The sequence below is a fragment of the Enemella evansiae genome (assembly GCF_002250705.1).
Lineage (GTDB): Bacteria > Actinomycetota > Actinomycetes > Propionibacteriales > Propionibacteriaceae > Enemella > Enemella evansiae.
This window is the reverse complement of sequence record NZ_NMVP01000001.1, coordinates 65,197-85,658: the sequence shown is the minus strand read 5'-3', so window position 1 is coordinate 85,658 and position 20,462 is coordinate 65,197. Positions and strand designations below refer to the sequence as shown.

At 67.2% G+C, this 20,462-nt stretch carries 22 protein-coding genes; 12 read left to right on the top strand and 10 right to left on the bottom strand.

Annotation, left to right across the window (positions count from 1 at the left end; genetic code table 11):
* Positions 1-103: 103 nt before the first annotated feature.
* The 5 genes from BI335_RS00425 to merA form a co-directional block, all read right to left on the bottom strand.
* Positions 104-1,024, bottom strand: a complete 921-nt coding sequence (locus BI335_RS00425; protein ID WP_006947554.1) for a cytochrome c biogenesis CcdA family protein — start codon at positions 1,022-1,024, stop codon at positions 104-106.
* A gap of 3 nt (positions 1,025-1,027) precedes the next feature.
* Positions 1,028-1,546: a TlpA family protein disulfide reductase gene (locus tag BI335_RS00420; RefSeq protein ID WP_006947551.1), complete on the bottom strand. Its 519-nt coding sequence runs from the start codon at positions 1,544-1,546 to the stop codon at positions 1,028-1,030.
* Entirely contained in the window at positions 1,543-1,782 is a 240-nt protein-coding gene (locus BI335_RS00415; RefSeq protein ID WP_010155370.1) for a hypothetical protein, read from the bottom strand. The genes BI335_RS00420 and BI335_RS00415 overlap by 4 nt, the downstream gene beginning before the upstream one ends.
* Before the next feature lie 89 nt (positions 1,783-1,871).
* Positions 1,872-2,522, bottom strand: a complete 651-nt coding sequence (gene merB, locus BI335_RS00410) for an organomercurial lyase MerB (RefSeq protein ID WP_010155369.1) — start codon at positions 2,520-2,522, stop codon at positions 1,872-1,874.
* A 20-nt stretch (positions 2,523-2,542) separates the two neighbouring features.
* Entirely contained in the window at positions 2,543-3,967 is a 1,425-nt protein-coding gene (merA, locus tag BI335_RS00405; protein ID WP_010155368.1) for a mercury(II) reductase, read from the bottom strand.
* Positions 3,968-4,071: 104 nt separating this feature from the next.
* On the opposite strand from merA, the gene BI335_RS00400 reads away from it, so the two are divergent.
* Positions 4,072-4,461, top strand: coding sequence for a heavy metal-responsive transcriptional regulator (locus BI335_RS00400; protein ID WP_010155367.1), 390 nt, complete (start codon positions 4,072-4,074; stop codon positions 4,459-4,461).
* Between the two features lie 96 nt (positions 4,462-4,557).
* On the opposite strand, the gene BI335_RS00395 is transcribed toward BI335_RS00400, so the two are convergent.
* Positions 4,558-4,950: a DNA processing protein DprA gene (locus tag BI335_RS00395; RefSeq protein WP_144009048.1), complete on the bottom strand. Its 393-nt coding sequence runs from the start codon at positions 4,948-4,950 to the stop codon at positions 4,558-4,560.
* A gap of 205 nt (positions 4,951-5,155) precedes the next feature.
* Here BI335_RS00395 and BI335_RS00390 point away from each other — a divergent pair, with 205 nt between their 5' ends.
* The 5 genes from BI335_RS00390 (at position 5,156) to BI335_RS00370 (ending at position 9,648) form a co-directional block, all read left to right on the top strand.
* The gene (locus tag BI335_RS00390; RefSeq protein ID WP_229119375.1) at positions 5,156-5,572 is read left to right on the top strand and encodes a sulfate permease; all 417 of its coding nucleotides are present in this window, start codon (positions 5,156-5,158) and stop codon (positions 5,570-5,572) included.
* Positions 5,569-5,970, top strand: coding sequence for a recombinase family protein (locus BI335_RS00385; protein WP_094429379.1), 402 nt, complete (start codon positions 5,569-5,571; stop codon positions 5,968-5,970). Before BI335_RS00390 ends, BI335_RS00385 begins: the two co-directional genes overlap by 4 nt.
* Positions 5,971-6,189: 219 nt before the next feature.
* Positions 6,190-7,302, top strand: a complete 1,113-nt coding sequence (locus BI335_RS00380; RefSeq protein WP_144009047.1) for an ABC-three component system protein — start codon at positions 6,190-6,192, stop codon at positions 7,300-7,302.
* Complete coding sequence (locus tag BI335_RS00375) at positions 7,295-7,774, top strand: ABC-three component system middle component 2 (RefSeq protein WP_144009046.1); 480 nt, start codon at positions 7,295-7,297, stop codon at positions 7,772-7,774. Before BI335_RS00380 ends, BI335_RS00375 begins: the two co-directional genes overlap by 8 nt.
* Positions 7,774-9,648, top strand: coding sequence for a coiled-coil domain-containing protein (locus BI335_RS00370; RefSeq protein WP_094429376.1), 1,875 nt, complete (start codon positions 7,774-7,776; stop codon positions 9,646-9,648). Before BI335_RS00375 ends, BI335_RS00370 begins: the two co-directional genes overlap by 1 nt.
* A 478-nt stretch (positions 9,649-10,126) precedes the next feature.
* On the opposite strand, the gene BI335_RS00365 is transcribed toward BI335_RS00370, so the two are convergent.
* Entirely contained in the window at positions 10,127-10,510 is a 384-nt protein-coding gene (locus BI335_RS00365) for an ester cyclase (protein WP_094429375.1), read from the bottom strand.
* Positions 10,511-10,543: 33 nt separating this feature from the next.
* Positions 10,544-11,137, bottom strand: coding sequence for a TetR family transcriptional regulator (locus BI335_RS00360; RefSeq protein WP_094429374.1), 594 nt, complete (start codon positions 11,135-11,137; stop codon positions 10,544-10,546).
* An 83-nt stretch (positions 11,138-11,220) separates the two neighbouring features.
* Between BI335_RS00360 and BI335_RS00355 the strand changes: the two genes are divergently transcribed.
* From BI335_RS00355 to BI335_RS00330, 6 genes are all read left to right on the top strand, one after another.
* Positions 11,221-12,618, top strand: a complete 1,398-nt coding sequence (locus BI335_RS00355; RefSeq protein ID WP_094429373.1) for an MFS transporter — start codon at positions 11,221-11,223, stop codon at positions 12,616-12,618.
* Between the two features lie 167 nt (positions 12,619-12,785).
* Positions 12,786-14,102, top strand: coding sequence for a DUF2254 family protein (locus BI335_RS00350; RefSeq protein WP_094429372.1), 1,317 nt, complete (start codon positions 12,786-12,788; stop codon positions 14,100-14,102).
* 31 nt (positions 14,103-14,133) lie between these two features.
* Entirely contained in the window at positions 14,134-15,114 is a 981-nt protein-coding gene (locus tag BI335_RS00345; protein ID WP_094429371.1) for a LacI family DNA-binding transcriptional regulator, read from the top strand.
* Between the two features lie 109 nt (positions 15,115-15,223).
* The gene (locus BI335_RS00340; RefSeq protein WP_094429370.1) at positions 15,224-16,615 is read left to right on the top strand and encodes a sugar porter family MFS transporter; all 1,392 of its coding nucleotides are present in this window, start codon (positions 15,224-15,226) and stop codon (positions 16,613-16,615) included.
* Positions 16,612-17,544 (top strand): ROK family protein, encoded by a 933-nt coding sequence (locus BI335_RS00335; protein ID WP_094404135.1) that lies wholly within the window; start codon positions 16,612-16,614, stop codon positions 17,542-17,544. Before BI335_RS00340 ends, BI335_RS00335 begins: the two co-directional genes overlap by 4 nt.
* A 36-nt stretch (positions 17,545-17,580) precedes the next feature.
* Positions 17,581-19,362, top strand: coding sequence for a class I mannose-6-phosphate isomerase (locus BI335_RS00330; protein ID WP_094429369.1), 1,782 nt, complete (start codon positions 17,581-17,583; stop codon positions 19,360-19,362).
* A 144-nt stretch (positions 19,363-19,506) separates the two neighbouring features.
* Here BI335_RS00330 and BI335_RS00325 read toward each other — a convergent pair whose 3' ends face one another.
* Complete coding sequence (locus tag BI335_RS00325) at positions 19,507-19,968, bottom strand: redoxin domain-containing protein (protein WP_166646628.1); 462 nt, start codon at positions 19,966-19,968, stop codon at positions 19,507-19,509.
* Entirely contained in the window at positions 19,965-20,324 is a 360-nt protein-coding gene (locus tag BI335_RS00320; protein ID WP_229118197.1) for a DUF3052 domain-containing protein, read from the bottom strand. Before BI335_RS00320 ends, BI335_RS00325 begins: the two co-directional genes overlap by 4 nt.
* Between the last annotated feature and the right edge of the window lie 138 nt (positions 20,325-20,462).

The following is a 20,462-nucleotide window of genomic DNA, read 5'->3' as shown; positions in this document are numbered from 1 at the left end:
CCCACGCCGTGTCCGATGATCGGCGTCGGGTGGGAGGGCGTCTGGTGTCCGAGTTCGTCGTTCCGGTCAACCACGTCGTATGACCTTGACGTGCAGGAGCCGCTCAATGCCGCTCGGTCGGCACGCTCGGCCGGTCCCCGGGAGAGTGCGTCGACTGAGGGTCGCAGCAGTCCTCCTCGGTCCTCCGTCCGGAGTTCCGACGGCGTTGATGAAGGAATCCGCTTAGTAGCACGATGAGCACCACGGTGGTAGACAGGCCGGCGATGACGCCGGTGTTGCTTTGGAGCCAGTTCGATATCGTCGCCGAGACAGCGGCGACGTCGGTGCGCCCTGCGGAAGGGGCATCGCCGACGACAACTGGAAACCAGTACCAAGCCAGGTAGACGCCGGTGAGGATCAGGACGGCGGCGGTGACCTTGGGAACGAATCGTGTCAGTGCGGCGATCCGCCTGGACAGCACAGAACCGGCTACGGCGGCGACCACGGCGACAAGCAGCAGGACGGTGGCGGAGCCGGCGGCATAGATGGCGAAGACGAGGAGCAGCCCGACGAAACTGGCTGTCGCCTGGGCCTGGGCGATGACCGCGAGGAGTACGCCGAAGGTGCACGACAGCGAGGCCGCGGCGTAGCCGACGCCGAAGACGACCATGCGCACGGCGCTGGGCAGCCGTTCGATTGCGCGGCCGGGTATGCCGGGAAGCCGGAGGGACATAGAGCGTCCGGCTAGCATCGCCCCGCCGAGCAGCACCAACAGGATCCCGACGGCGAGGCCGAGGGCTGGGGCGGCCTGGATCAGGCCCCGTGCGCCGGCGCTTACCGCGACGCCAGCCAAGGCGAGCGTGCCCGCAAACCCGATCGTCAGCGCGAGGCCAGCCCGTAGGGCGCGCAGCAGGCGCACCGGGGCTGAGGAAGAGGCGGCGTCGCCCAGCGCATGGGTGATCCAGGCCGGGAGCAGCGCGAAGCCGCAGGGATTGACGGGGGCGATCATCCCGGCGGCGAAGGCAAGGGCGAGGAGTCCGCCCATCGCTCAGGCCCCGGCCTTGTGGAGCGCGGAGACGATCGTATCGGCGTCGGGGTCGGTGGCGCGGAAGGTCACCTGTCCGTCACTGTCGACGATGATCAGTGTAGACAGCGCGGCGACCCCGAAGCGCTGGGACAGCGCCGCGCCCTCGTCGATGGCGGCGGGGACATGCACGGCGTCGACGTACTCCATGAACCTCTGAATGGTCTCGGTAGGTTCGCGCGGATCCATGTCGACGGCGAGGAACTGGGCATCGATGCCGGCCTCCTCGGCCGCGGCTGCCGCCTGACCGAGGGATCGGACTCCGCCGACGCATTCGCCGCAGCCGACGGAGAAGAAGAACACCGCGGTGGGCTTCCCGGCGGCGGGCAGGCTGATCCGCTGAGCGTCGATGCTGGTCACCGTCGCGGCGGTGGCAGTCTCGGCAGAGACGGGATCCTTATCAACGGTGCCGCAGGCGGTCAGGATGAGCGAGCCTGCGAGCAGGAGGGTGGCGAGCGAACGACGGGCGCGGGAGCTGATCATTGGTTCTGTTCGCCCTTCGGGTCGGTGCGGTGAGCGGATTCGGTGGGCGGGCAGCAGTCAGGTTCGACACGGCCGCGGCGGGTTCGGCGGCGGACGACGACGAGCAGCACGATCGCGAGGAGCGCAATGCCCACGCCGATCACCCACGGGTTGCCGAGAAGGAGCCCGCCGATGCCAGTAAGCATTCCGCCGGCGATGAGCACGGGCAGCGCGCAGCAGATCGTCATGAGGAGCACGGCACCGGCTCCCAGGAGTAGGCCACCGCCTCGCGTTCGGTCGTCGTGTTTGGAGGTCATAGCGTTCTCGAATCCTTCTGTGTCGCGGGTCAACAGCAGCGGGGACAGTCGTCGGCCACCGGGGTGTCGTCCTGAAGCAGGTCGAGCAGGCTCGTTGTGAGCTCGTTGCCGATCCGGTAGGCCTCGGCCACCGACACCACCTCGGCACCGGGATGCTCAGAGAGCCACCCGGTGGCGTCGTCGACGGAGGCGAAATAGTGCACCTGGTTGCAGAAGGCCGAGCGGATCGAGGTGATCTGCTCCAGGTTCACCAGCGACACCACGGCGCTCGGGGGTGTGACGCCGGTGACACCGGCAACCGGATCGATGGTGACGCGGATCGTCTCTCCGCTGGCCGGGGAGACGGACTCCACGCGCGCTGGGCGATCGAGGAGGGCCGGGAAGATGAGGGTGTCCAGGGCGCACCAGGTGTAGAGCTCCTCACCGTCGACGGTGAACCGGTGCGGTGTAGGGCGCAGCGTGAGGCCCTGGCCGACGATTCGGCCCTGGTCGTCGTACTCGGTGTCCTGCATCGCGGCCAGTCCGAGCCGTACCTCGTCGATCGTGCGGCCCGCAGCCACGGACAGCTGTTGGACGGTGACGGGGTCACCGTCGGCGAGCAGCCGCAGCAGCGGGATGAGCAGGCCGGTCTCTCCCAGTCGGCTGAGCCGCTCGGGCAGTTGCATGCTGAGGTCAGACATCGTGGGTTCCTCCAGTTCGTTCACGCGCAGCACGACAGGAGCGACGGGTCGGTGGTGAAGGCCTTGGCGGCGATCCGGATGCCCTCGGCCATGGTCAGGTAGGGGGCCCAGGCGTCGGCGACCTCGGCGACCGTCTTGCCGAGCACGTGGACCCCGGCGGCGGCGAGCTCGCCGGCGTCCTTGGCGACGGCGGTGATGCCGAGGATCTTCCCGGTGTCGGCGTCCACGACGATCTTGACGAAGCCGCGGGTGTCGCGGTTGACCAGTGCGCGGGGCACGTGGTGCAGGGGCAGGACGCGGCAGTCGCAGCGGATCCCGGCGGCGACGACGTCCTTCTCGGTCATCCCGACCGCGCCGATCGCCGGGCCGGTGAACGTCACCCTCGGCAGTCGGGCGTAGTCCACGGCCCGATCGGCGTCGGCGAACGCGTTCTCGGCGACGAGGGTGCCGTGGTGGGCGGCGACGTAGACGAACTCGGGGTGGCCGGTCACGTCGCCCGCGGCCCAGATCCGCGGGTGGGAGGACTGCATCCGGTCGGAGACGACCACCTCGCCGAGGTCCCCGGTCTTGACCCCGACCCTGTCGAGGCCGAGCCCATCGGTGGCCGGTCGTCGTCCGAGGGCGACGAGCACCTGGTCGGCGCGGAACTCCTCCCGGCCGCCGGCGACGTCCGCGGTGACGACGGCCTGCCCGGTCGCGGCGTCGCGGGACACCCGCGTCGGCAGCGCGCGGCGGACCACCCGGATGCCCTCGTCGGCGAACACCTCCTGCAGCGTCCTGGACACCTCCGGCTCCTCCTTCGACGCGAGCCGGGACCGGACCAGCACGGTGACCTGGGAGCCGAGCCGGGCGAACAGCTGCGCCTGCTCCAGGGCGACGTAGCCGCCGCCGAGCACGAGCAGGGACTCAGGGAGTTCGGTCAGCTCCATCGCCGTGGTCGAGGTCAGGTACCCGGTCTGGTCCAGGCCGTCGATCGGCGGGGCCCACGGCCGAGAGCCGGTCGCGACCAGGTAGTGCCCGGCCTCGATCGTCTCGGTGCTCCCGTCGTCCCCGGCGACCTGGAGGACCGGTGCGTCGGGGGTGCCGGCGAACGCGGCGTCGCCGCGGCGGACGGCCCAACCGTAGGAGTCGGCGACGTCGGCGTACTTCTCGCCCCGCAGCGACTCGACCAGCGCCTGCTTCCCGGCGATCAGGGCGGGCATGTCCACTGGCCCCGCCGTCGTCGCGATCCCCGGGAACCGGTCGGCGGCGTCGGCCGCGGAGTGCCGTGCGTCGGCCGCGGCGATCAGGGCCTTCGACGGCACGCAGCCGGTGTTCACGCAGGTGCCACCGAGCGTCCCGCGCTCGATCATCACCACCGACTTGCCGAGCGTGGTCGCGCGGATCGCGGCGGCGAACGCACCACCGCCCGATCCGATGATGGCGAGGTCGTACTTCGTGGGCATCGCAGCTCCCGTCACTTGGGTTTCTCTTCTTTCTCGGCCATACTGGACCTTCCAGTGCAGGGGAAGGTCAAGAAGGCTTCTGCCGAAAGAAAAGGGGGCCTGCGATGCGCATCGGGGAACTCGCCGAGCGGGCGGGAACGACGGCGAAGACGCTGCGGTTCTACGAGGAGCAGGGCCTGCTGCCCCCGGCCGAGCGCACGCCGTCCGGATACCGCGACTACGCGCCCGAGACGGCCGCCCGGATCGACTTCGTCCACCGCGGCCAGGCCGCGGGCCTCACCCTCGCCCAGATCCGCCAGATCCTCGACATCCGCGACGGCGGCGCTGCTCCCTGCGAGCACGTGCGCGATCTCCTCGACGCGCGCCTCGCCGAGATCGAGCAGCAGATCGCCCAGCTCACAGCGCTCCGAGACACCATCGCCGAGCTCAGGCACGACGCCGCGCAGCCCGACCCCGACTCGTGCAGCGCGGACCAGGTCTGCCGGTACCTGTAGCTCACGGAAAATCCTCTCGGCTCTCCCAAGCGACGAGAACGGAAAGTCGCGCAGAATCCCCCGTCCGCCAAATAGCGCCAAATCAAATAACGCGCACTACCAATACCGTGCATCGCGCCGGGTCGCGAGGAACGAGGTCGCCCCTCTCGCCCACAGCACGTAGGGGGCGCGTTCTCCCAGCGCGTCGACCGAGACCGGCCAGTGAGCATCGCCGGGGATCAGCGGCGTATACGAGCCGTCGAGGACGTGGGCCAGATCGTTCTCGAAGCCGACCCGCGTACCGGTCTGCTGGACGGTGTGGTGCAGGATCTCCGCTTCCTCGGGCCGGATGCCGGGCATCGGACCGCCCGTGTGGAGCAGCCGGAGGGTTTCGATGCCGCCTTCGCGTCGCAGCAGGCGGCCGACGTTGGCGTCATCGGGCTCGACGATCATCGAGAGCATCACGCGGGCCGTCCGCTCGTCGCGGGCGTAGTCAGCCAGAGAAACCATGATCGGGGTCCTTCTACTCGCAGGTACTACCGACCAGGTGCACCGGCGCCACGATGAGCCCCTTCCACTTGGCGCACCGCGGACGTAAATTAGGAGGTGAAGCGCAGGCTTCCAATCTGTAGGGTCCTTCGGGATCGCCCCCCCTTCCAGGGGCCACCACCAACACGCCGCTTCGATCATTCGACCGTGTTGAAGGAGGCCCACGATGTTCCTCAGCGACCGCGTCCGACGCCGCTGGCGTCAGAGCGAGAACACCGCGCAGAACCTGGAAGAGACCCGCCGGTCCTTCCCGACGAACCGCATCCGCGATGCCGTCTACACCCGCCGCGGACTCAAATGGGGCGTTCCCGCGGTGCTGCTCGCCGCTCCTTACATTGGGGCTTGCAAGCTCCTGAGCGACTTCATCGACCAGGCCGGCTCCGAGTGGGGATGGCTCCACCTGGTCGTCCTGCTGTGCGCATGGAACGCGCTCAAAATGCTCTGGCTCGGCCCGATGAGCCTCATCGCTCTCGTCCGCGTCCGACACCGCGAGCACGTCCAGCGCCGCAACGCCCGCCGGCACCCGGCAGCATCGAGCGAGCAGGCCGACGCGGACCTGGCACTGACGGGAGGCGCATCATGAACGCCCTGATCTACCGACGCAGCGCAGTCCACAATCTCCAATGGCTGGACGATCAGGAGACCAACTGCCGCCAGTACGCACGCCAGCTCGGACTGACCGTAGACGGCTCCTACTACGACATCGGACGCACCGGCGACGGCCTCGCCACCGTGCTCGACCTCGCCCAGCAGGAAGAGGTCAGCGCGGTCATCGTCAACGACCTCGCACGACTCGGAGAGAAGATGAACGACCACCTCGCCACGATGCGGCGCCTCCACGAGGCCGGAGTGACGATCCACGTCGCGAACGAGAAGACCACCGACGTGCGGGGTGCGCTCCTCGTCGGAGTCATGCAGGCCTACGCCGAAGCCGACTCGCACCTTGCCGACTACTCGCATAGCAACGGCCCCGACGACTGACCGAGCCCACTCGTCACATTGGCCCCGCTCCCAACCCTTGGAGCGGGGCCTTATCTATTGGTAGCGCCTGGTCGTCGCGGTGCACTCCGCCAAGCCCCCGCCGCCCGGACCCCTTACTGAGCGGGGTACCTCACGACGCACTGGCTGACGATCGCAGAGGAGAGGGGCGTTGTCTCGTAGGATTGGGGGTGAGACGACGCTCGAACGAGGAGGTGCCGCGTGTCCTTGGCAACCCAGCCGAACGCTAGCAGCGGTGCCCCCGAACTCATCGATTTTCCCGTTCCTGTTGCTTCGGACTCACCGGCCCCAGCACTCCCGGGGGCACCCGTGCCCCCGGCCCATCGCATCTACTTCTATTCGCCGGACGAATGGGAAGTTTTCATCACCGAGTGGGCAACCGGAGTCGCCGTCTTGTATCGACAGATCAAGCAACTCGGAGGCTCTGGAGACCGCGGTGTCGATGTTGCCGCCTTTAAGACCGATCGTGGCCTTGAAGATGCATGGGACTGCTTCCAGGCCAAACATTACGATGGATCGCTCACCATGTCAGACGCGTTCCCCGAAATGTTGAAGATCTTCCACGGTGTGGTGGATGCGTTCTATTGTCTTCCCGATCGGTACGTGTTCGTCGCGCCGAAGGGGTGCGGTCCCACGCTCAACCGGCTGCTGAGTAAGCCCACTGAGTTTCGGAAGAAGTTCCTCGAACTGCTCGATGCGCGAGGCCCCGCCACGCGGCAGTACGACGAGCAAACACTACAATCTATACGTCTACTCGCCGAATCCTCTGACTTCTCGATCTTCCGGTCACTCGAACTCAACGAGATGCTCGACACACACCGCAAGACGTCGTACTACAGCGCAAGGTTCGGAACTTCACTCCCTGCCCGGCCTCCCGTCGGACAAACTCCGGAGACTCCTTCGGCGGGCGAAGCAACCTATGTCAAAAAACTCGTGGACGTCTACAACGAGCAAGACCCCGTGTCCTGCTCCGATGTCGGCTCGGTCGCCGCACACGCCAAGCACGGCCCCCACCTCCAGAGGCAACGAGAGGCCTTCTACTCCGCCGAAGCGTTGCGCCTGTACGCGAGAGACTCGGTGCCTGACGGTACGTATGAGCTGCTCCAGGACGACGTCCACACTGGCGTAATCGACACGGTAGAAGCGAACCACCCCAGCGGTCTGGACCGACTCCGCGCTGTCCTCACGCAGTCTGGCCAACTCGACTTGAGCGCTCACACTCTCATCTCAATGTCGAACCTCAAGGACCGTCAAGGCATCTGTCATCAGCTCGCCAACTCAGACAAACTGAAGTGGGTGACCACTGATGAGTAACCCCCTCAATAGCCCCCTCGAAGTGGGAATGCGTGTCTTGATGATTTTGGTCGAAGCTTTCCCCGCACACCTTGATATCAATCGACTGGTGCTCCTCGACCACGGACTGCTGCATAGTGCGGACCTCGACGGCCCCGAGAGTCTCCATCCGCCGATCCCGATACGGGTCGGCGAACTCGGGGTGAAACGACAGCACATCGAAGACGGTCTCCAGGTCATGATCCGAGCCGGACTCGCCGAGATGTCGGCTGAGGAATCCGGTATCGAGTTCTGGGCCAACGAGAGTTCCGAGGGCTTCCTGAAACTGCTCGAAAGTGACTATGCGCACGCCCTGCATGACCGCGCGAACTGGGTCGTTGAGGAACTTGGCGCCGTAACTGACGCGAGTCTGCGCGAGCGGATGCGGGAGGTCTCCTCACACTGGTCCGAGGAGTTCGAAGTCATGCAACACGAGAGCGGGAATGGCATCTGATGGGACGACTGACGCTTTCGCACCTGACGTTCACCGGCACGAATGTCGCCCCGGCCTCGGTCGACTTCAGCCCGCATGTCACCGTCATTCACGGCCCCTCTGACACAGGAAAATCGTTCATCGTCGATGCAATCGACTTCGTCCTCGGCGCCAAGGAACTCAAGGAGATCCCGGAGCGAGAGGGGTACAGCCGTGTCTTGCTCGGCCTTGAGCTCCCCAGCGGTGATCGCATTACCCTCGCACGTTCGGTGGATGGTGGCGGTGTCTCCCTCTACCGATCCGACGTCCGTGTTGAGCCCTCGATACCTGCGGATGAGACGCTCGCTTGGAAGCACAACGCGGCGAACGTGAAGAACGTCTCCAGGTACCTGCTCGACCAAGTTGGCCTCGATGAGAAGCAGGTGAGGAAGAATGCGCAGAACGTGACTCACATGCTCAGCTTCCGGGACCTGACCCGTCTGTGTCTCATCGGCGAAACGGAAATGCAGGCCGAGGATGCTCCTGGTCTCAGCGGCAAGGTGGTCAACAAGACCAAAGAGGTCTCGGTCCTCAAGCTCCTCCTGTCTGGCGAAGACGACTCCGCGTTGACAGCGGTCCCCTCGACACAAGAACAGAAGCGGTTGCGAGGTGCCCGGCAGGAAGTCGTTGAGAGGATGCTCAGCCAGCTTGAGTCGCAGCTCCAGGACGTTGCTGAGCCAGCAGAACTTACGACGCAACTCGGCAAACTGAACCACACGATTGACAAGCACAGCACAAAGATCGGGAGCCTCACGCAACAGCGCGGCCAGCTCCTCTTAGATCACAACAAACTTCAGTCTGCGGGCAGTGCCCAGCGGTCCGAGTACTCGGATGCGGCGGCGCTCCGCCAGCGGTTCAACCTCTTGCAGAAGCAGTACGAGAGTGATCTGGCACGCCTCGAAATGATCGCAGAAGCCGGGAACCTGCTCGGATACTTTCGGCGGGGGACCTGTGTCTTTTGCGGCGCGGAGCCGGCTAGCCAACATCTAAATCTGGAGTGCGAAGGAGACACGACCAGTTTTGGCGTCTCCGCCGACTACGAGTCTCAGAAAACCCGGGGTCTCCTAGAAGACCTCCGCGTGACAATCGAGAGCCTGGACGCGCGAACCGAGGACCTCCGTACATCGATCAGAACAACACGGCGAGACTCCCTGGCACTGCAAGAGAGCATCGAAAAGCTCGACGCGAAGATGGACCCAGAAAAGGGGAACCTCCGCGAACTTCTTGCCAAGCGCAGTGAGATCGAGAAGCACCTGGGCCTCTACGAACAAGTCAAGACCTTTGAGGACATGATCCGACGGATCGCGGACGAGACTGAGGCGGAGGTGGCAACAGCAGTTGCGGGTCTAAGCCTCACCGCCGTACGGGAGTTCTCAGCCGAGATCTCCAAGCGCCTGGCCGAATGGGACTACCCGTCCGCGGCGTCTGTACGGTACGACCGGAAAGAACTCGACATCATCGCTGGCGACCAACGTCGCTCGGCGCACGGCAAAGGGGTACGCGCGGTCCTCCACGCCGCATTCACGCTCGCCCTCGCCCAATACTGCTTTGACCGGGAGCTGCCACACCCCGGTTTCGTTGTGCTTGACTCGCCGCTTGTCACCTACCGCCCACCCGACCAGTCCACGGGGACAGGGGATCAGCCGCCGGAAGGTGTTGTGCGGGCGTTCTACCGTGATATTCAGGCCAACTTTGACGGTCAGGTCATCGTCATGGAGAACACTGACCCTCTAGACCCACTCGGGGCCGACGCGCGCGACATCCGATTCACGAAGCGCGATGACCTGGGACGGTACGGGTTCCTACCGGTCGTCGATGGCGAGGAGACCGCCCACACTTTGGCGACCGAAAGCTAACCGGAAGCAACGGTGGGGGCTCATCCCACCTAGCGACCGCGGCCATGGGGATCACGGAGCGGCATTCCCACACGCAGCAGGTACAGGCGAACTGAGCTTGGATTGAAGCCAAGCCTCTCGCCGATCCTCGCTAAGGACTCGCCCTGCTCGTAGCGGCGGCACATTTCGAGTACCTGTTCCGATGATGGCTTCTCACGACGCAGCCGTACTCCTCGCTCTCGCAGCCGCTCAGCGAGGCGTTGACGACTCACGCCCAGGTCGCCTGCGATCGCCCGCAGGATCTCACCGCCCCTGTACCGGCGCTCTGCCTCATCCAGCATCTCCTCCGTCAACCGCGGAACCGGCTTCGGGAGTGGCCGCGTGGAACCCTGCGAAACCGCTGCTGTCCTGTGCCGACGACGGATCTCGCGATGCGCGGAAACGGCCGACTGCAAGGATGGGGCAAGGTTAGAGCACTGTCGCGCTACCTCCACCACGCTCAGCGGCACAGCCGTGCGTTGTCGGCGGTCCCTTCCACCTCGACGATCCGGCCGTCGACGATCCGGTACATGTCGAACTCGTCGGTCTCCACGCGGGACCCGTCCCCGGGTACGCCCATGAACTCACCCACCCGGGTACCGGTGCTGCGCAGGTGAACCGCCAGCCACTCCCCCTCGATCACGCTGCGGCGCAGTTCCCAGACGTAGTCGGGGAAGACCGCGATCAACCCGGTGAGGTCCTCGATGTACTCGGCGCGGGTGCGCGGGACCCCGTTCACCAGCACCGAGTCCGCGACCAGGCCACCGAGCTCGTCCCAGACTCTGCGGTTGCAGGCATCGAGATAGCGGCGGTACCACTCCAGCAGTTCGGATCGATCCGGCATCCCTCCAGTATCGCGACCGCAGAACCGGTCTGATCAGCCGCCCGCCCGCAGACTGGCGAGCATCCGCCGCGCCACCCGCTCCCGCCGCTTCCGGTTCGGGCTGAGCCCGAGGGTGTCATCGGTGATGTCGATGGAGGCGAGCAGCACCATCAGGTCGGCGGCGTCGACCTCTTCGGCCAGCAGCCCGGCCGCATGCAGCCGCGCGGTCAGGGTCTCGAAAGCCGCCCGGGCGCGCCGCTTCGCCCCGGCCACCCCGCCGTCGAACTCGCCATCCAGGGAATGGGTGAGCGAACAGGTGATCTCCCGGATCCGCAGGTAATCGACGGCGAACTCCTCGAATGCCGGCCAGGATGCACCGGTAGCCTCCCGGCTCGCGCGGGCACTGACCTCGTCGAGCAGGTCGATCACCGCTGCAGCCAGCAACGCCTCCTTGCCGAGTGCCCGCCGATAGAGCGTGCCCACACCGACCCCGGCGGCGGCAGCGAGCTGAGCCGCCGACGGGTTCAGCTCCCCGGCGAGCACGAACTCCCGGGTGGCGGTCAGCAGGGCTTCCACATTGCGCTCGGCATCCGCGCGGGGGGGCGTGTCCCCGAGCAGCAGCGTCAGCGCATGCGAGGACTCGGTCATGCACTCCATCCTAGCAAGTGGACGATCTCCGTCCGCTTGGCGTACCGTTCAAGCGGAATGCATCCGTCCGCTTAGGAGTTGTCGTGAGCAACACACCGCGTCATCCGGCCCTCGTCCTCGCCGCTCTGGCCTCGGGGTTCGTGATGGCCTCGATCGATTCCACCGTCGTGAACGTGGCGGCCGTCTCGATCGGCACCGACTTCGGCAGTTCCCTGTCCGCGCTCACCTGGGTCGTGGATGTCTATGTGCTGGCCTTCGCCTCCCTGCTGCTGCTCGGCGGGAGCCTGGCGACGGCGTACGGCAGCCGACGGCTCTATCTCATCGGGATGGTCGTCTTCCTCACCGCCTCACTGGTCTGTGCGCTCGCGCCGGCTCAGCTGGTACTGATCGCGGCACGCGCGGTCCAGGGCGCGGGGGCGGCGATGTTCATGCCCAGCTCACTGTCTCTGCTGGTCACCCAGTTCACCGACCCCGGCCAGCGCGCCCGGATGCTCGGCCTGTGGTCGGCGATGGTGGCGATGTCGGCGGCGATCGGTCCGACCCTCGGTGGCGTGCTGGTGAGCACCTTCGGTTGGCGCAGCATCTTCCTGATCAACATCCCGGTCGTCGTCGCCGGCATCGCCCTGACCCTGACCTGCATCCCGCAGGATCCGGGCAGCCGCGAACGCATCTCCCCCAGCGGGCATCTCACCCTGCTCGTGGTGGTCTGCGCCGCGGCCTTCGTCCTCATCCAGGGACACAGCAGCGGCTTCGGGACCCCGCTCATCCTCGGTGCCATCGGCGTCCTGGTTCTCGGCACGGTCGTGCTCACCCTCCAGCAGCGGCGGACCGCCCATCCGGTGATGCCGTGGCGGTTGTTCCGCAACCGGGCGTTCGCCACCCCCAACCTGATCGGATTCCTTTACAGCGCAGCACTTTACGGAGGCCTCTACCTGATGGGACTGTTCTTCCAGAACGCCCGGCAGGCCGGCCCTCTGGAGGCGGGTCTGCAGTTGTTGCCGATGACGATCTGCTTCCCGCTCGGCAACGTGCTCTACACCCGCATCCATCACCGGGTCAGCAATCCGGTCATCATGACCGCCTGCCTGCTGCTGGCCGGCGCGGCGACGCTGCTGCTGATCGGGGTCGATCCCGCGACCCCCTACTGGTATCTGGCCCTCGCCCTCGGCGTCGCGAACAGCGGGGCGGGTCTGGTCACCGCCGCGATGACCGCCGCCACGGTCGGCGCTGCGGAGGATCGGTACGCCAACTACGCCGGCGCGGTCCTCAACACCAATCGGCAGGTCGGCGTACTGATCGGGATCGCCATCATCGGTCTGGTGCTGCAGGCCAGCACCGATTGGTACGCCGGCCTGCACCTCGCCGTCGCCATCGTCGCCGCCACCTATCTGCTGGCCGGGTTGGCTGCGCTCAACCTGGCGGTGGCCACCCGCTCGGTACCCACCCGGCCGGTGGTCGACGGGTGCTCCGAGTCGGCCTGAGCGTCGCAGGCTCATCTCGACACGCTCGCTGCGCGAGCTACTCGATGAGCGGGGAAACCACGAGCGCTGCGCGAGCTACTCGACGAGCGGGGACACCACGAGCGCTGCGCGGTGGCCGTTAGGGTGACAACTCCGAGGAGACCCAGTGGCGAGAGCGACGGTGCACGATGGCGACCGAATCCGAGGAACATCGCAAGGAATGGCAACGGCTGGTCGGTCGGTTGCGGATCCGCACCATGTGGGGCGTCCCGCTGATCCTGCTGCTGGCGGGCCTGGCTCTCGGGTTGGCCCTGCCGATCGTCGACCGGTTGCTGGCCCGGGTCCTCCAGCCCTATCCGGGCATCGATTCCGGCGCGATCGCGGGGATCCTCGGCATCGTCGCCGGCGCGACCATGACGCTGACCGGGTTGGCGTTCAGCGCGCTCGCCACCGCGATGAGCATCGGGCTGTCCAACATGTCGGTGCGGATCGTGCCGCTGCTGCAACAGGACAACGTGGTGCGCTGGAGCATCGGGACCTTCCTCGGCACCTTCGCCTACGTGTTACTGATCGCGGTGAGCGTGGCGGCCGGTGAGGACGGCTACCAGCCGGTGGCCGCGACCGCGCTGGCGGTCCTCCTCAGCGTGCTGTGCGCGGTGATGCTGCTCGCGCTGATCGCTCGAGTCTGCCAGCACCTCAATCCGGCGATGCTGCTGCACCGGTTGGTCGCCGCGGGCCAGCGCGGTCTGGCGACCGATCTGATCGCCTTCCACCAGGACCAACCGCCGCTGCGGATCCCACCCGAGCCGCTGCCGCACCCCGTCACCCGGACCACCCCGGTCAGGCACGGGGACACGGTGCAGGCGATCAATGCCCGCCGGGTCTACGACCTGGAGAACGAGTGGGGCATCCAGCTCGAACTCGTACCCCGCCTCGGTTCCGCGGTGGCCTTCGGCGGAACACTGTTCCGCACCAGCGCACCCCTGGATCGGGATCGGGCGGCCGATCTCGAGAACGCGGTCGCGTTCGGCGACACCTACTCCCCCGCGAACGGCCTCTACGGCACGATCAGGGCCATCGTCGACATCGCACTCAAGGCACTCTCCCCGGCGATCAACGATCCCACCCGGGCGGTGCAGTGCCTGGACGCGATCGAGGACATCCTGGCCCGGGTCGCCCCGCTGGTCCGCGAACAGGGTGAGACCCTGGCCGGTGAGACCGCCGACGACGCCAGTCTGTCCCGCGGTTGGTGGCGGCCCTGGGAGGTCTGGGTGTCGGCGGCGACCGATGAGATCCGCCAGTTCGGCACCACCTCGATGCAGATCGAACGTCGGCTCCGGGCCCTCTTCCAGACCCTGTTGTCGATCTGCCCGCCGGATCAGCACCCGCCGCTGCGGATTCGTCTCGAGGCCCTCGACCGCGCGACCAGCCAGTGGTCGGATCCCTTGGACCGCTCCCTTTCCGGGGCCGCCGACGTGCAGGGCATCGGCGCGCCGGATGCCTGAGTGATCGCCCGCACCCGGTTATCCTCATCGGGTGAGCGAGCGCGCCCCAACCCTGAAGGACGTGGCCGCCGCGGCAGGCGTCGCGGTGATGACCGCCTCCCGGGCGTTCGCGCGGCCAGAACTGGTCTCCCCCAGCACCCGGGAGAAGGTGATCACGGCCGCGAATTCCCTTGGCTATCGGCACAATGCGCTCGCCGCCGCCATGCGGACCCAGCAGTCGGGGCTGGTCGGGGTGATCGTCACCAACATCGAGAACCCGTTCCACTCCAAGCTGGCCCAGGGCATCGATCAGGTGCTCACCGCCAACGGGCGACGGATGCTGCTCGGCCACTCCCAGGACGACGCGGCGCGCGAGGCAGCACTGATCGCCGATATGCGGTCCTGGCGGGTCGAGGGCCTGATCGCGGTACCGGCACTGGCCGAGATCCCTGCCGAGGAACGATTTGCGGGCACCCCGACGGTGCTCGCCGGCCGCCGGGCCGCGACGAGGTCGATCAACCAGGTGACCGTGGATGACGAGGAGGGTGCCCGGCTCGCCACCGCCGATCTGATCGACCGCGGTGCGCGGCGGATCGGTTTCATCGGCAACGAGGACCGGATCCCGACCACCATCGACCGGCTGGCCGGTTACCGCGCGGCGCTGGCCGATGCCGGTTTCGACGCCGATGAGGGCCTGGTACGCCTGGGCTGCCGCACGGTCGCCGATGCCCGTTCGGCGGTGCTGGAGCTGCGCGGCACGGCGTCCCCCGATGCCCTCTTCTGCGTCAACAACCAGACCACCATCGGCGCGCTGCAGGCGTACGGCGACACGGCCGACCCGCCACTGATCACCGGTTTCGACGATCTCGAGCTGGCCGACCTGCTGCGCATCCCGACCACCCTGGTCAGCTATGACCCGGTGGCCCTCGGCGCCGATGCGGCGAACCTGCTGCTGAAGGTCCTGGCACGGCCCGGCGGCCGGCCCAGACAGCTGGTCCGGCCGGTCACCCTGCACCGCCACGAACCTGCCTGACCGGTAACGAGAGCGTCATCACAATTTCCATCCTTGCCAGCCCCCACTCCTGATGTTAACGTTATCACCACGAGGTCATCGGGGACCTCCTGGCACCTAGGACACGCACATGCCCACTCGTTCCGCATATCCCATCGCGATCTCGGTGATCGCGTCCCTCGCGGGTCTGCTCTTCGGCTACGACACCGCCGTCATCGCAGGAGCCATCGGCTTCCTCGGTGACTACTTCTCCCTGAACGCGGTCCAGACCGGTTTCGCGGTCTCCAGCGCGCTCATCGGCTGCGTCATCGGCGCCGCCCTCTCCGGCTGGATCAGCGACCGGCTCGGCCGGCGAACCACCTTGTTCCTGGCCGCGATCCTCTACACCGCCAGCGCCATCGGTTGCGCGCTCGCCTGGGACTTCACCTCGTTCTGGGTGCTCCGTGTGGTCGGCGGACTCGGTATCGGGCTGTCGGCGATCGTGCCTGCCTACATCGCCGAGATCTCCCCCGCCCACATCCGCGGCCGGTTGACCAGCGTCTACCAGCTCGCGATCACCGTGGGCATCCTGCTCGTCTACATCGTCAACAACGTGGTCGCCAACGCCGGTGATCCGGCGTGGCAGGTCTCCACCGCCTGGCGGATCATGCTGGCCTCCGAGGGCATCCCCGCGGTGCTCTTCCTGGTGTTGATCCTCTTCCTCCCCGAGAGCCCGCGCTGGCTGGTCGCCCGCGGCCGCGAGGAGCAGGCCGCTGCACTGCTGACCCGCCTGGAGGGCGTCGAGGACCCGACCCGGGTACCGCAGATCAAGGAGGACCTGGCCCGCGAGCAGCGTGCCCACGCCGTCAAGATCTTCACCAAGGCGCTGCTGCCGATCGTCCTGCTCGCCTCGGCGATCGCCGCTCTGCAACAGCTTGTCGGCATCAACGTGATCATCTACTACGGCACCGAGATGATGGCCCAGATGAACATCGCCGACCCCTTCCTGCAGCAGGTGCTGATCGGTTCGGTCAACGTCGCCGCCACCGTGCTCGGCATGCTCGTGGTGGACCGCTGGGGCCGTCGCCCGCTGCTGATCATCGGCACCCTCGGGGTGGCCGCGATGATCTCGGTGGTCGGCATCGCCAACCTGACCCAGAGCACCGGCACCTGGGTGATGATCTTCATCATCGGTTACATCGTGCTGTTCGCCGCGACGCTGGGATCCCTTGCCTGGTTGGTGATCGCCGAGCTGCCGCCGTCGCTGGCCCGCGCCAAGGTCGTCGCCTTCGCGACCATGGTGCTCTGGCTCGCCAACGTCCTGGTCGCCCAGACCTTCCCGATGATCAACGAGGCCCGCTTCAACGTCGATGTCATGAACGGCGCCCTGCCCTACTTCATCTACGGCTTCTTCGGCGTGGTGTTCTTCTTCGTCGCCTACTTCTTCGTCCCGGAGACCAAGGGCCGCACCCTGGAGGACCTGAGCGAGCGGACCATCGCCCACGCCGAGGCCGAGGCCGAGGCCGAGGAGGTCGGCAAGTGAGCGCGCTCGCGATCGACGTCGGCGGCACCAGCTTCAAGGTGGCGATCGTGGCCGATGGCCAGATCCTCATCCAGGACCGACTGTCCCACACCTCCGAACCCGGTGATCTCGACCGGCTCACCGAGTTCTGCAACGGACTGATGGATCGGGTGGACCCGGACCAGCGGCCGACCACGGTCGGGATGAGCCTGCCCGGCATCATCGACCAGCGCACCGGTGCGATGGTGTCGGCGCACGACAAGGTCGGTTACATGCTGGGCATGGATCTGCGGACCTGGATGAGCGACACCTTCGGCATGCCCGCGGCGGTGGAGAACGACGCCCGGGCAGCCCTGTGGGGCGAGGTCGGTTATGGCGCCGGGCGGGGTGAGAAGGACATCCTCGTGCTCACCTTCGGCACCGGTATCGGTGTCGCCGCCCTGGTCGACGGCAAGGCGCTGCACGGCCCGCACGAGCACGGCGCCATCCTCGGTGGGCACCAGCAGATCAACCCGTTCCTTGGCCGGATCTGCACCTGCGGTGCCCGGGGTTGCCTGGAGGCCGAGGCCTGTGGCTGGTCGATGCCGGCGGTGGTTCGGGAATGGCCGGGTATCGAGGCCTCACCCCTCGGCACGCTGGACAAGGCGACCTTCTCCGATGTCGCCAGCCAGGCGTACGCCGGAGACCCGCTGGCCCTGGAGATCACCGAGCACTGCGCCCGCGTCTGGGGGGTGGGGATCGTCAACCTGGTGCACGTCCTCGACCCCGACGTCGTGGTGCTCAGCGGCGGATTGATGAACGCCGCCGACCTGATGATCGACACCATCCGCAAAGAGGTCGACGAACGCATCTGGGCGATCTGGGGTCGCCCACGGATCGAGGTGGCGGCCGACGTGTACGCCTCCGCCACCCTCGGCATGGCCTATCTCGCCGAGCACGCCACAGCCTGAAATCCTGCCCACACGAGAATCCAGAGGACAGCACGCATGCAGATCAATGCTCCCGGCAACTACGACCGGGCCCCCATCGTCCAGGTCCCGCTCGACACGCTCACCGAGCAGCAGCGGGCCACCAGCCAGGGCGCCGAGGTCTACCCGGCGATCTGGCAGTACGCCCACGAGGCGGCCGGCGATCGCTCCGCGCTGGTGGTCGTGGACAGCTACCCCGGGGTCGACAACGCCGCCATCATCGACGGCCTGAAGCAGGCCAACCCGACCGCCCGGGTGATCGACGTGGAGGAACGCGCCGCCCTCGGTGAGGCCGAGTTGACCGCCCTGATCGCCCAGAACCTCACCGACGACCGGGTGTTCGGGATCATGAGCCATCACCAGCTGCGGGACTTCTATCGCTCGAGCGAGTTGAGCAGCCTGGCCGCCGATGTCCGTGACGCCGAACAGGACATCGCCCTGGTCGGCTGGGGCGCGACGCTGGCCGAGGTGCACGCCGACGCCCTGGTGCTCGCCGATCTCCCCCGCTGGGAGATCCAGCAGCGCTACCGCGCCGGTGCCAGCAACTGGCGTACCCACAACCCCGACGAGGACATCCTGCGCAAATACAAGCGCGGCTTCTTCGTGGAGTGGCGGGTCGCCGACAACCACAAGCGGCCGCTGATCGAGCGGATCGACTTCCTGCTGGACACCACGCACGAGCCGAAACTGATCAGCGGGGCCGCGGTCCGCGCCGGCCTCGCCACCGCCGCCCGGCAGCCGTTCCGGCTGGTGCCGTTCTTCGATCCCGGCCCCTGGGGTGGGGTGTGGATGGAGGAGACCGTCGGCCTGGAGCACATCGAGGGCAAGAAGTACGCCTGGTGCTTCGACTGCGTCCCGGAGGAGAACAGCCTGCTGCTGGAGGTTTCCGGCACCGTGGTGGAGATCCCCTCGATGGACCTGGTGCTGACCCATCCGCGGGAGCTGCTGGGCCCCCTCACCTTCGCCCGCTTCGGCGCGGAATTCCCGATCCGCTTCGACTTCCTGGACACCGTCGAGGGCGGCAACCTGTCCCTGCAGGTGCATCCGCTGACCGATTACATCCAGCGCACCTTCGGCATGCACTACACCCAGGACGAGAGCTACTACCTGCTCGACGCCGATGCCGACGCGAAGGTCTATCTGGGGCTGAAGGAGGGCGTCGAACCGGAGGCGATGCTGGCGGCACTGGCCCGCGCCCAGGAGGGCGAGGAGCTGTTCGACGCGGAGGCCTACGTCAACGTGTTCCCCGCGGCCAAGCACGACCACTTCCTGATCCCGGCCGGCACGGTGCACGCCTCCGGGTCGGGGTCGATGGTGCTGGAGATCTCCGCGACGCCCTACATCTTCACCTTCAAGCTCTGGGACTGGGGCCGGCTCGGCCTGGACGGCAAGCCCCGCCCGATCCACCTGGAGCACGGTTCGAAGAACATCCAGTTCGACCGCGATACCGCCTGGACGACGGCCAACCTGGTCGACCAGGTGCAGCCGGTCGACAAGGGTGAGGGCTGGCGGGAGGAGCGGACCGGGCTGCACGAGCTCGAGTTCATCGAGACCCGCCGGCACTGGTTCACCGGGCCGGTCGAGCACGACACCGCGGGAACGGTCAATGTGCTCAACCTGGTCGAGGGGGACGTGGTGCGGGTGGAGTCGCCGACGAGGGCGTTCGAGCCCTACGAGGTGCACTACGCCGAGACCTTCGTGGTCCCGGCGGCGGTGGGGGCGTACCGGATCGTGCCCGCCGGTGACTCGGCCGAGTACGGCACGCTGAAGGCCTACGTGCGCGGTACGCAGGTGGACTGATCCCGCCCGCTCATCGAGTAGGCAGGCATGCGCAGCGAAGCGGAGCAATGCCTGCCGTGTCGAGATGACGCGAGCTGACTTGACTCATCTCGACACGCAACCCCGGCTCCGATTCGCTGCGTCGGGGTTGCTACTCGATGAGCGTCAGGCGGCGAGCTCGCGCACCGCGGCGAGGTGGGCGGCCAGGTCGCGGCCCTCGCCGATCGGGTTCACCACGCTCCAGCGCAGCACCCCGTCGGGGTCGAGCAGGAACGACCCGCGTACCGCGCACCCCCGCTCCGCGTCGAAGACCCCGAACCGCTGCGCCAGGGCGCCGTGCGGCCAGTGATCGGCGAGCAGGTCGAAACTCAGCCCCTCGGTCTCGGCGAAGACCCGCTGGGAGAACATCGAATCGCAGGACACCCCCGCGATCCGACAGCCCGCGGCGGCGTACGCCTCCCGGTCGGTCTCCAGCTGGCCGAGCTCACCGGTGCAGATGCCGGTGAAGGCGTACGGATAGAAGAACAGCAGCGCCCACTCGCCCGCACCCAGGCGTACCTGCTGGCCGAACTGGTTGGTGGCCTCGACGATCCCGACCCGGTCCCCGTCCGCGATCGGGACGGTCACCGGCGCGAGCCCTTGGGGCGCACCAGCTTGCTGGCCACCCAGTCCTCCGAGATCGGGGCGGTGCTGGTGTGCTGCAGGCCGGCGGTGGTCGCGGCCTCGGCGACCTCGGCGGGATCGACGTGCCCGTCCCGGCCGACCTTCGGCGTCAACAGCCAGATCCAGCCGGTGTCGGCCAGATCGGTGAGCGCATCGACCAGCCCGTCGGCCAGGTCGCCGTCGTCCTCCCGCCACCACAGCAGCACCGCATCACAGGCCTCCATGGCTTCCTCGACCATCTCGGCGTCCAAAGCATCCTCGACGGCGATGCGCAGGTCGTCGTCCACATCGTCATCCCAGCCGAGCTCCTGGACGACCATCCCCTTGGACAGTCCCAACTGCTCGGCAACGGCTGCTGCCTTGCCCCCGGCCGTACTCGCCACCCACTGACTCCTGTTCTGATCCGGACATTCGCTGAGGTCGAACTCTGCCTTGTGCAGAATCGTGCCATGACCCGC

Coding starts and splice junctions, on each gene's coding strand:
- BI335_RS00425 (WP_006947554.1), bottom strand. CDS start 1,024: ATGGGCGGACTCCTCGCCCTTGCCTTCGCCGCCGGGATGATCGCCCCC.
- BI335_RS00420 (WP_006947551.1), bottom strand. CDS start 1,546: ATGATCAGCTCCCGCGCCCGTCGTTCGCTCGCCACCCTCCTGCTCGCA.
- merB (WP_010155369.1), bottom strand. CDS start 2,522: ATGTCTGACCTCAGCATGCAACTGCCCGAGCGGCTCAGCCGACTGGGA.
- merA (WP_010155368.1), bottom strand. CDS start 3,967: ATGCCCACGAAGTACGACCTCGCCATCATCGGATCGGGCGGTGGTGCG.
- BI335_RS00400 (WP_010155367.1), top strand. CDS start 4,072: ATGCGCATCGGGGAACTCGCCGAGCGGGCGGGAACGACGGCGAAGACG.
- BI335_RS00395 (WP_144009048.1), bottom strand. CDS start 4,950: ATGGTTTCTCTGGCTGACTACGCCCGCGACGAGCGGACGGCCCGCGTG.
- BI335_RS00390 (WP_229119375.1), top strand. CDS start 5,156: ATGTTCCTCAGCGACCGCGTCCGACGCCGCTGGCGTCAGAGCGAGAAC.
- BI335_RS00385 (WP_094429379.1), top strand. CDS start 5,569: ATGAACGCCCTGATCTACCGACGCAGCGCAGTCCACAATCTCCAATGG.
- BI335_RS00375 (WP_144009046.1), top strand. CDS start 7,295: ATGAGTAACCCCCTCAATAGCCCCCTCGAAGTGGGAATGCGTGTCTTG.
- BI335_RS00370 (WP_094429376.1), top strand. CDS start 7,774: ATGGGACGACTGACGCTTTCGCACCTGACGTTCACCGGCACGAATGTC.
- BI335_RS00365 (WP_094429375.1), bottom strand. CDS start 10,510: ATGCCGGATCGATCCGAACTGCTGGAGTGGTACCGCCGCTATCTCGAT.
- BI335_RS00360 (WP_094429374.1), bottom strand. CDS start 11,137: ATGACCGAGTCCTCGCATGCGCTGACGCTGCTGCTCGGGGACACGCCC.
- BI335_RS00350 (WP_094429372.1), top strand. CDS start 12,786: ATGGCGACCGAATCCGAGGAACATCGCAAGGAATGGCAACGGCTGGTC.
- BI335_RS00340 (WP_094429370.1), top strand. CDS start 15,224: ATGCCCACTCGTTCCGCATATCCCATCGCGATCTCGGTGATCGCGTCC.
- BI335_RS00330 (WP_094429369.1), top strand. CDS start 17,581: ATGCAGATCAATGCTCCCGGCAACTACGACCGGGCCCCCATCGTCCAG.
- BI335_RS00320 (WP_229118197.1), bottom strand. CDS start 20,324: ATGGTCGTCCAGGAGCTCGGCTGGGATGACGATGTGGACGACGACCTG.